The sequence below is a fragment of the Citrobacter sp. Cf088 genome, assembly GCF_030334295.1.
GTDB classification, from domain to species: domain Bacteria; phylum Pseudomonadota; class Gammaproteobacteria; order Enterobacterales; family Enterobacteriaceae; genus Citrobacter; species Citrobacter freundii.
Genome location: NZ_JAOWEE010000040.1, coordinates 436,537 through 446,897 on the forward strand (window position 1 = coordinate 436,537; position 10,361 = coordinate 446,897).

At 52.0% G+C, this 10,361-nt stretch carries 9 protein-coding genes; 7 read left to right on the forward strand and 2 right to left on the reverse strand.

Annotated features, from left to right (window positions below):
- Positions 1–100 precede the first annotated feature (100 nt).
- The 7 genes from kup (at position 101) to rbsR (ending at position 8,047) form a co-directional block, all read left to right on the forward strand.
- Positions 101–1,969, forward strand: a complete 1,869-nt coding sequence (gene kup, locus OGV71_RS07370) for a low affinity potassium transporter Kup (RefSeq protein ID WP_003023768.1) — start codon at positions 101–103, stop codon at positions 1,967–1,969.
- 192 nt (positions 1,970–2,161) lie between these two features.
- The gene (gene rbsD / locus OGV71_RS07375) at positions 2,162–2,581 is read left to right on the forward strand and encodes a D-ribose pyranase (RefSeq protein ID WP_003023766.1); all 420 of its coding nucleotides are present in this window, start codon (positions 2,162–2,164) and stop codon (positions 2,579–2,581) included.
- A gap of 7 nt (positions 2,582–2,588) precedes the next feature.
- Complete coding sequence (gene rbsA, locus OGV71_RS07380; RefSeq protein ID WP_003023764.1) at positions 2,589–4,094, forward strand: ribose ABC transporter ATP-binding protein RbsA; 1,506 nt, start codon at positions 2,589–2,591, stop codon at positions 4,092–4,094.
- A 5-nt stretch (positions 4,095–4,099) separates the two neighbouring features.
- Positions 4,100–5,065: a ribose ABC transporter permease gene (rbsC, locus tag OGV71_RS07385; RefSeq protein ID WP_003023762.1), complete on the forward strand. Its 966-nt coding sequence runs from the start codon at positions 4,100–4,102 to the stop codon at positions 5,063–5,065.
- Between the two features lie 24 nt (positions 5,066–5,089).
- The gene (rbsB, locus tag OGV71_RS07390) at positions 5,090–5,980 is read left to right on the forward strand and encodes a ribose ABC transporter substrate-binding protein RbsB (RefSeq protein ID WP_003023760.1); all 891 of its coding nucleotides are present in this window, start codon (positions 5,090–5,092) and stop codon (positions 5,978–5,980) included.
- 141 nt (positions 5,981–6,121) lie between these two features.
- Entirely contained in the window at positions 6,122–7,051 is a 930-nt protein-coding gene (gene rbsK, locus OGV71_RS07395; RefSeq protein WP_003023758.1) for a ribokinase, read from the forward strand.
- Between the two features lie 3 nt (positions 7,052–7,054).
- Positions 7,055–8,047, forward strand: coding sequence for a ribose operon transcriptional repressor RbsR (rbsR, locus tag OGV71_RS07400; protein WP_003023757.1), 993 nt, complete (start codon positions 7,055–7,057; stop codon positions 8,045–8,047).
- On the opposite strand, the gene mdtD is transcribed toward rbsR, so the two are convergent.
- A complete protein-coding gene (gene mdtD / locus OGV71_RS07405; protein ID WP_003840564.1) occupies positions 8,013–9,440 on the reverse strand; it encodes a multidrug transporter subunit MdtD in 1,428 nt (475 codons plus the stop codon). The genes rbsR and mdtD overlap by 35 nt on opposite strands.
- 1 nt (position 9,441) lies before the next feature.
- Positions 9,442–10,146 carry a FadR/GntR family transcriptional regulator gene (locus OGV71_RS07410; RefSeq protein ID WP_003023753.1) on the reverse strand — a complete coding sequence of 235 codons (705 nt, stop codon included), beginning with the start codon at positions 10,144–10,146 and terminating at the stop codon, positions 9,442–9,444.
- Positions 10,147–10,361 lie beyond the last annotated feature (215 nt).

Consider the following 10,361-nt stretch of genomic DNA (forward strand, 5'->3'; position numbering starts at 1 on the left):
CAAGGCGGCAATGGAGTTTTCTCCTGGGATGGGGGGAATAACGAATGCAGCCCACACGGAGTGGCTTGAAAGATGATGTGTATAAACGAAAGACGAGTCTATGAGCACTGATAATAAACAATCATTGTCTGCGATTACCCTTGCAGCCATTGGGGTTGTCTACGGTGATATTGGTACCAGCCCACTTTATACGCTTCGTGAATGTTTGTCCGGCCAGTTTGGTTTTGGCGTTGAACGTGATGCCGTATTTGGTTTTCTCTCGCTGATTTTCTGGCTGCTGATCTTTGTTGTCTCCATTAAATACCTGACGTTTGTCATGCGCGCAGATAACGCCGGAGAAGGCGGGATCCTGACGCTGATGTCATTGGCCGGGCGCAATACCTCGGCGCGAACAACCTCCATGCTGGTCATTATGGGATTGATAGGCGGCAGCTTCTTCTATGGTGAAGTGGTGATTACGCCAGCCATTTCTGTGATGTCTGCGATTGAAGGTCTGGAGATTATTGCCCCGCAACTGGATACCTGGATTGTTCCGCTCTCGATAATCGTACTGACCCTGCTGTTTTTGATTCAAAAACACGGTACCGGCATGGTCGGTAAGCTGTTTGCGCCGATTATGCTGCTGTGGTTCCTGACGCTGGCGGTTTTAGGCGTGCGCAGTATTATTGGCAATCCGGAAGTACTGCAGGCGCTAAATCCGTATTGGGCGGTGCATTTCTTCCTCGAATTCAAAACGTTGTCTTTTATTGCGCTGGGTGCGGTGGTGCTGTCGATTACCGGTGTTGAAGCGCTGTATGCGGATATGGGCCACTTCGGTAAGTTGCCGATTCGCCTGGCATGGTTCTCTGTGGTGTTGCCTTCACTGGTACTGAACTATTTTGGTCAGGGGGCGCTATTGTTAAAGCATCCTGAAGCGATCAAAAACCCGTTCTTCCTGTTGGCGCCAGACTGGGCGTTGATCCCGCTACTGATCCTCGCCGCGCTGGCGACGGTTATCGCTTCGCAGGCGGTTATATCCGGTGTCTTCTCGCTGACGCGTCAGGCCGTGCGTTTGGGATATTTATCGCCAATGCGCATTATCCATACCTCGGAAATGGAGTCGGGCCAGATCTACATTCCTTTCGTTAACTGGATGCTCTATTTTGCGGTGGTTATCGTGATTGTGAGTTTTGAACACTCCAGTAATCTGGCCGCGGCGTACGGGATTGCGGTAACGGGGACGATGGTGCTGACCTCTATTTTGTCGACCACCGTGGCGCGCAAAAACTGGCACTGGAATAAATACTTCGTCTTCCTGATCCTGGTGGCATTCTTGTGCGTCGATGTTCCGCTGTTCTCCGCGAACCTCGATAAACTGATTTCCGGCGGTTGGCTGCCTCTGACGTTGGGTCTGGTGATGTTCACCATCATGACCACCTGGAAAAGTGAACGCTTCCGTCTTCTGCGTCGCATGCATGAGCACGGTAACTCTCTGGAGGCGATGATTGCTTCTCTGGAGAAATCGCCACCGGTACGCGTGCCGGGAACGGCTGTATATATGTCCCGCGCACTGAACGTCATCCCGTTTGCGCTTCTGCATAACCTCAAACATAACAAGGTGCTGCATGAGCGCGTTATTCTGCTGACGCTGCGCACGGAAGATGCGCCCTATGTTCACAACGTGCGTAGGGTGCAGATTGAGCAGTTATCGCCCACCTTCTGGCGCGTGGTTGCCAGCTACGGTTGGCGCGAAACGCCGAACGTGGAGGAAGTGTTCCATCGCTGCGGTCTGGAAGGCTTAAGCTGCCGGATGATGGAAACCTCCTTCTTCATGTCGCACGAGTCGCTGATTGTCGGCAAACGACCATGGTACTTGCGTCTGCGCGGTAAGCTGTATCTGCTGTTACAGCGCAATGCGCTGCGTGCGCCGGACCAGTTTGAAATCCCACCGAACCGGGTTATTGAGCTCGGTACTCAGGTTGAGATTTAATCTCATCAACGCCCTCTTTCATCGTGAAAGGGGGCGTTTTGTTTTGCCCCTCCCAGTTTTCATTTCATCTAATGATAATCCTTGCGAAACGTTTCGATGGCGATCACATTTTCGTAACGTCGCGGTGGTTTTCTGTCCACTCTTCGCACTACACTTATCTCCAGCGAAACGTTTCGCTAGTGGGGAAAGAAAATGAAGAAAGGCACGGTTCTCAACTCTGAAATTTCATCGGTGATCTCCCGTCTGGGGCATACCGATACGCTGGTGGTGTGTGATGCAGGTTTACCCATCCCGAACAGCACAACGCGTATCGATATGGCATTAACCCAGGGCGTACCTTCTTTTATGCAGGTACTGGATGTGGTCACACGTGAAATGCAGGTCGAGGCGGCCATTCTCGCGTCGGAAATTAAACAACATAATCCGCAACTCCACGAAACGTTGCTCAGCCACATTGAGCAACTGCAACAACACCAGGGAAACACCATAGAAATTCGTTACACCACGCATGAACAATTCAAAAAACAAACCGCAGACAGTCAGGCGGTAATTCGCAGCGGAGAGTGTTCTCCGTATGCGAATATTATTCTCTGTGCTGGCGTCACGTTCTGAGGCCATCATGAACGCATTACTGCAACTCAAAGGGATCGATAAAGCGTTCCCGGGCGTAAAAGCGCTATCCGGCGCCGCGCTGAATGTCTACCCAGGCCGCGTAATGGCGCTGGTGGGCGAAAACGGCGCGGGTAAATCCACCATGATGAAGGTGCTGACCGGAATCTACACCCGTGATGCCGGTTCCTTATTGTGGCTGGGGAAAGAGACCACCTTTAACGGCCCGAAATCCTCCCAGGAAGCCGGAATCGGTATCATCCACCAGGAGCTGAACCTGATCCCGCAACTCACTATCGCTGAAAACATTTTTCTCGGTCGTGAGTTTGTGAATCGCTTTGGCAAAATTGACTGGAAGAAGATGTACGCCGAAGCCGATCTGCTGCTCGCCAAACTCAATCTGCGCTTTAAAAGCGACAGGCTGGTCGGTGAGTTGTCGATTGGCGATCAGCAGATGGTCGAAATTGCTAAAGTGCTGAGCTTTGAATCGAAGGTCATCATTATGGATGAACCGACGGATGCCCTCACCGATACTGAAACCGAATCCCTGTTCCGCGTCATTCGCGAACTGAAATCCCAGGGACGCGGCATTGTCTATATTTCTCACCGCATGAAAGAGATCTTCGAGATTTGCGACGACGTAACCGTCTTCCGCGACGGGCAGTTTATTGCCGAGCGTGAAGTCGCATCGCTTACCGAAGACTCGCTGATTGAAATGATGGTGGGACGTAAGCTGGAAGATCAGTACCCGCGTCTGGAAAAAGCGCCGGGTGATATTCGCCTGAAGGTCGATAATCTGTGCGGTCCCGGCGTAAACGATGTGTCATTCACGCTGCGTAAAGGCGAGATCCTTGGCGTATCGGGGCTGATGGGGGCCGGACGTACCGAGCTGATGAAAGTGTTGTACGGCGCATTGCCACGCACCAGCGGCTACGTCACGCTTGATGGCCATGAAGTTGTCACCCGTTCGCCGCAGGATGGACTGGCTAACGGCATCGTCTATATTTCTGAAGACCGTAAACGCGATGGTTTAGTGCTCGGCATGTCGGTGAAAGAGAATATGTCACTGACCGCGCTGCGCTATTTCAGCCGTGCAGGCGGAAGCCTTAAACATAAAGATGAGCAGCAGGCGGTAGGGGATTTTATTCGCCTGTTCAATGTTAAAACGCCATCGATGGAACAGGCTATCGGCCTGCTCTCCGGCGGTAACCAGCAGAAAGTGGCGATTGCGCGCGGTCTGATGACCCGGCCAAAAGTGCTGATCCTTGATGAACCAACGCGCGGCGTTGACGTTGGGGCCAAGAAAGAAATCTATCAGCTTATCAACCAGTTTAAGGCCGATGGGCTGAGTATCATTCTGGTCTCTTCTGAGATGCCAGAAGTATTGGGCATGAGCGATCGAATTATCGTTATGCATGAAGGGCATCTCGGCGGTGAATTCACTCGCGAGCAGGCCACTCAGGAAGTATTAATGGCTGCCGCTGTGGGCAAGCTTAATCGCGTGAATCAGGAGTAAAAAAGATGACTACCCAGGCTGTTTCTGGTCGCCGTTATTTCACTAAAGCATGGCTTCTGGAGCAAAAGTCGCTCATCGCTCTGTTAGTGCTGATCGCGATTGTTTCCACCATGAGCCCTAACTTTTTTACCGTTAATAACCTGTTCAACATTCTTCAGCAAACGTCGGTGAACGCCATCATGGCGGTTGGCATGACGCTGGTTATCCTGACGTCGGGTATCGATCTGTCCGTCGGTTCCTTGCTGGCGCTGACCGGTGCGGTTGCGGCTTCGATTGTAGGGATTGAAGTCAATGCGCTGGTGGCTGTTGCTGCGGCCCTGGCGCTCGGCGCTGCCATTGGCGCGGTAACCGGGGTGATTGTAGCGAAAGGTCGCGTGCAGGCGTTTATCGCGACTCTGGTTATGATGCTGCTGCTGCGCGGTGTGACCATGGTCTACACCAACGGCAGTCCGGTAAACACCGGGTTTACTGACAATGCCGATCTGTTTGGCTGGTTCGGGATTGGTCGTCCGTTAGGCGTCCCTACGCCGGTGTGGATCATGGGGATTGTCTTCCTCGCGGCGTGGTACATGCTGCACCACACGCGTCTGGGGCGTTATATCTATGCGCTGGGCGGTAACGAAGCGGCAACGCGTCTGTCCGGTATCAGCGTCAGTAAAATCAAAATTATCGTTTACTCACTGTGCGGTCTGCTGGCATCGCTGGCGGGCATCATTGAAGTTGCGCGCCTCTCCTCTGCGCAACCGACGGCAGGTACTGGCTATGAGTTGGATGCTATCGCTGCGGTGGTATTAGGCGGAACTAGCCTGGCGGGTGGTAAAGGACGAATTGTTGGGACGCTGATCGGCGCATTGATTCTTGGTTTCCTCAATAATGGGTTGAATTTGTTAGGTGTATCCTCCTATTACCAGATGATCGTCAAAGCGGTGGTGATTTTGCTGGCGGTACTGGTAGACAACAAAAAGCAGTAACAACGATTACAGGACATCTTAAATATGAACATGAAAAAACTGGCTACCCTGGTTTCTGCTGTTGCGCTAAGCGCCACCGTGAGCGCGAATGCGATGGCGAAAGATACCATTGCGCTGGTGGTCTCCACCCTCAATAACCCGTTCTTTGTTTCTCTGAAGGATGGGGCGCAAAAAGAGGCGGATAAGCTGGGTTACAACCTGGTGATTCTGGACTCGCAGAACAACCCGGCGAAAGAGCTGGCTAACGTTCAGGACTTAACGGTTCGTGGAACTAAAATTCTGCTGATCAACCCAACCGACTCTGATGCCGTTGGTAATGCTGTGAAGATGGCTAACCAGGCAAAAATTCCGGTTATTACCCTTGACCGTGTTGCCTCCAAAGGCGAAGTGGTAAGCCACATTGCGTCTGATAACGTGTTGGGCGGAAAAATTGCGGGTGATTACATCGCGAAGAAAGCAGGTGAAGGCGCGAAAGTTATCGAACTGCAGGGGATTGCCGGTACTTCTGCGGCGCGTGAGCGTGGCGAAGGTTTCCAGCAGGCCGTTGCGGCACACAAATTTAACGTCCTGGCCAGTCAGCCGGCAGACTTCGACCGCACTAAAGGTCTGAACGTTATGCAGAACCTGCTGACCGCGCATCCTGATGTGCAGGCCGTATTTGCTCAGAACGATGAAATGGCGCTGGGTGCGCTGCGCGCACTGCAAACCGCGGGTAAATCTGATGTGATGGTGGTTGGATTTGACGGCACTCCAGATGGCGAAAAAGCAGTAAATGATGGCAAACTGGCTGCGACCATTGCTCAGTTGCCGGATCAGATCGGCGCGAAAGGCGTTGAGACTGCGGATAAAGTCCTGAAAGGCGAGAAGGTTCAGGCTAAATATCCGGTTGACCTGAAGCTGGTCATCAAGCAGTAATACCGATTCAGGTCGCTCGCGGCCTGATGGAGACATAAATACGCCATCCCCGTATCTGGTTTTGGGGATGAAAGCGTAAAAAGAAAAGCAGGGCACGCGCCACCCTAACCCGGTGGCGCACTTTGACTTGGAACACCAAATATGAAAACCGCAGGCAACCTCGTTGTTCTTGGCAGTATCAATGCCGATCACATCCTTAACCTTAACTCTTTCCCGACACCTGGTGAAACCGTAACCGGTAGTCATTATCAGGTCGCATTTGGCGGTAAAGGCGCGAATCAGGCTGTTGCTGCGGGTCGTAGTGGCGCGAATATCGCATTCATTGCCTGTACGGGCGATGATGATATTGGCGAAAGTGTGCGTAAACAGTTAGCCAAAGACAACATTGATATTGCGCCGATTAGCGTAATTTCGGGGGAATCGACCGGTGTTGCGTTGATTTTTGTGAATGGTGAAGGTGAGAACGTTATCGGCATTCATGCTGGAGCTAACGCAGCTCTTTCGCCAGCGCTGGTGGAAGCACAGCATGAGCGTATTGCGCAGGCGTCCGCTTTACTGATGCAGCTAGAGTCGCCGATCGAAAGCGTTCTGGCTGCGGCAAAGATTGCACATCAAAATAAGACCATGGTCGCCCTAAATCCGGCTCCGGCACGTGAACTTTCTGACGAGCTGTTGGCGCTGGTAGATATTATTACCCCGAATGAAACCGAGGCTGAAAAGCTGACGGGGATCCGGGTTGAAAATGATGAAGACGCGGCCAAAGCGGCGCAGGCATTGCATGCTAAAGGAATCCATACTGTACTGATTACCTTAGGGAGTCGCGGTGTGTGGGCCAGCGTGAATGGCGAAGGTCAGCGAGTACCCGGTTTTAAAGTGGAAGCCGTTGATACTATTGCCGCCGGAGACACCTTTAATGGCGCGTTAATTACAGCGTTACTGGAAGAGACTCCACTGCCTGAAGCGATCCGTTTTGCGCATGCCGCTGCGGCGATTGCGGTTACCCGTAAAGGCGCACAGCCTTCCGTTCCGTGGCGCGAAGAAATAGAAGCGTTTTTAAGTCAACAGAGGTAACGCTTGGCTACAATGAAGGACGTCGCCCGCCTGGCGGGTGTTTCCACGTCGACGGTTTCTCACGTCATTAATAAAGATCGCTTTGTCAGTGAGTCTGTCACTGACAAAGTAGAAGCTGCGATTAAAGCGCTTAACTACGCTCCCTCCGCGCTGGCGCGTAGCCTCAAGTTAAACCAGACCCGCACGATTGGCATGTTAATCACTGCCAGTACCAATCCCTTCTATTCTGAGCTGGTGCGCGGCGTTGAACGTAGCTGTTTTGAGCGCGGCTACAGCCTGGTGCTGTGCAATACCGAAGGCGATGAACAGCGCATGAACCGTAATCTGGAAACGCTAATGCAAAAACGCGTGGATGGTTTGCTGCTGCTCTGCACGGAAACACATCAGCCTTCCAGAGAGATAATGCAGCGTTACCCTTCTATACCGACCGTGATGATGGACTGGTCGCCCTTTGATGGTGAAAGCGATCTGATTCAGGATAACTCCCTGCTGGGCGGGGATTTAGCCACGCAGCATCTTATCGAAAAAGGTTTTACGCGCATTGCTTGCATCACCGGGCCGCTGGATAAAACCCCGGCGCGTTTGCGTCTGGAAGGATATCGAGCGGCAATGAAGCGGGCGGGCTTGCCTGTCCCGGAAGGCTACGAGATTACCGGTGACTTTGAGTTTGGTGGCGGCTTTGAAGCTATGCAAACGTTGCTGTCGCATAAACAGCGACCGCAGGCCGTTTTTACCGGCAATGATGCAATGGCTGTTGGCGCGTATCAGGCTCTGTACCAGTCGGGATTGCGCATTCCGCAGGATATGGCGGTGGTGGGTTATGATGATATCGAGCTGGCGCGCTATATGACGCCTCCGCTGACGACCATACATCAACCAAAAGATGAATTGGGCGAACTGGCCATCGATGTATTAATCCATCGGATGGCCCAGCCCGCATTACAACAACAGCGTTTGCAGCTTACTCCTGTTTTGATGGAGCGGGGGTCGGTTTAGGTTTGTGCCGATCTTTGATCAGGTTACGTCCATCTTTGGCTTTTAGCAGCATGAACATCAGCGCGGATATTACCGTGATAGCGCCCATCGTCATAAAGGTGTAGTGGAACTGCTCGACCGTATTGGTTCCTTCCATACCTTCATAGATACGCAGAACGGCGGCGCTGATGGCAACCCCTAAACTGATTGATAACTGCTGAGTAACGGCCAATACGCTGTTGCCGCTGCTGGCGTTTTCATCGGTCAGATCCGCCAGAGTGATAGTATTCATTGAGGTAAACTGGGTGGACATCGCCATACCTAAAATGAACAGCGGCAGGATCAGCATCCAGACCGGCATGGCAGGAGATTGCAAAGCGAACTGCGCAATCATCAGGCCGATAAAAACCGTAACACCCACCAATGTGGTCCTGTAGCCGAGTTTGCGCAGAACCTGCGTCACCATGGATTTTGCCAGAATTGAACCCAACGCCGTTGGCGCCATCATACAACCGGCTATCAGAGCCGGATATCCAAAGCCTACCTGCAACATCAGCGGCATTAAGAAGGGCACGCAGCCTGTGCCCAGGCGAGTGGCGAGGTTGCCGGCGATCCCAACAGAAAAGGTTCGAGTCTTAAATATTGGAAGAGATATAAGTGGCGTTGGGTGACGACGAGCATGGCGAATATAGGCGAGTAGTAACAACACACTGGCAAGAATAATACCGAGTGCGACCCAGGTAGCGACAAGCTTCTCACCGAACAATTCAACGCCGCTGGAAAACAACACCAGGCTCAAACCAAACAGAAAGAAACCGGTCATATCAAAACCGCGGCGTGGGGTGGTGAAGTTCGGCATATATTTGCGAGCATAGAAGATACCGGCAATGCCAATTGGAATATTAATCAGGAAGATCCAGTGCCAACTGGCCCATGTAACCAGTACACCGCCCAATACCGGACCTAAAATCGGCCCCACAAGTCCAGGCATGGTGACGAAGTTAAGCACGGGAAGCAGTTCACTGCGAGGGTAGGCACGCAATAACGCCAGACGGGCAACGGGCATCATCATGGCGCCACCGATCCCCTGAATGACACGGAAAATCACCAGCTCGCTTAGGGAGCTGGACAGCGCACAGGCCAGCGATCCCAACGTAAACAGGCTAACAGCAATCATAAAGACGCGTCGGGTACCAAATCGGTCTGCCAACCAACCACTTACCGGGATCAGCATCGCGACCGTCAGGGTATAGCTGATTATGGCCGACTGCATGGCGAGCGGAGAGCGGTTAAGACTATGTGCTATTGCGGGTAGGGCGGTATTGAGGATAGTGGCGTCTAGTGCCTGCATAAAAAAGGCCATGGCTGCTATCCACGGTAGCCCGGCCATACTGCGTGATTTCTTTTCTGACATATTATTTATCCGGTAGCACGTTCGGTGCTATCAGCAATGCCTGACAAGCAGCAAAGGCGCGATCGCCATCGTTATCATCTATTGCATCGACAATGGCCTGGTGCAAATCCAGTTTCACCACATCGTTATAGGTAATAGAGGTAAAGTAGGTCTGGTAAACCGAATGGAACAGAGATGCAAAGGAAATAAGGAACGGATTCGCACTCATTTCATAGATGTGTTCATGCCAGGCGATATCAACCTCAATCCAGCGTTCGCGTCTGAAGTTTCTTTTCAGCTCGACCATCTCTTCCATCAGCGTGTTGAGGTGCGCTTTCTGTTCAGCCGTACCAATAGTCGCCGCCAGTAAACACGCCTGAGGCTCCAGACTGATACGCATTACCAGAAAATGTTTAATGACCTGCGGGAAATTATCTTCCGTCATCCACCAGGTGAGCAGCTCCTGATCGAGGAAGTTCCAGTTTGCTTGCGGCATGACGCGTGTGCCGATACGTGGGCGTGGTAATACCATACCTTTTGCCGTTAACGTTTTTACCGCCTCTCTTACCGCGGTGCGACTCACACCAAACTGATCGCCCAGCTCTATTTCGCCAGGCAATATAGCGCCCGGCGCGTATTCACCTTTTAATATTCGCTGAGCCAGCTTTTCGGCCAGAACGTAGGACAAGTTTTTCTGTGCGGCTAGCTGTTGGGCATTTAACGGCATGAATGTTCTTCCTTACTCTTTTTCTTATTCATTAGTATGCCACCTGGAAGTGTGATTGCGGCTGCAAAAACGGCAATTTGCTTATTTTATGGCATGTTAATGGTTGTTTTGGTGAAAAAACACGCACTCAGAAAGTTATTTTAAATTTCCCCTTGTCAGCCTGAAATAACTCCCTATAATGCGCCTCCACTGACACGGAACAACGGATTACAAGC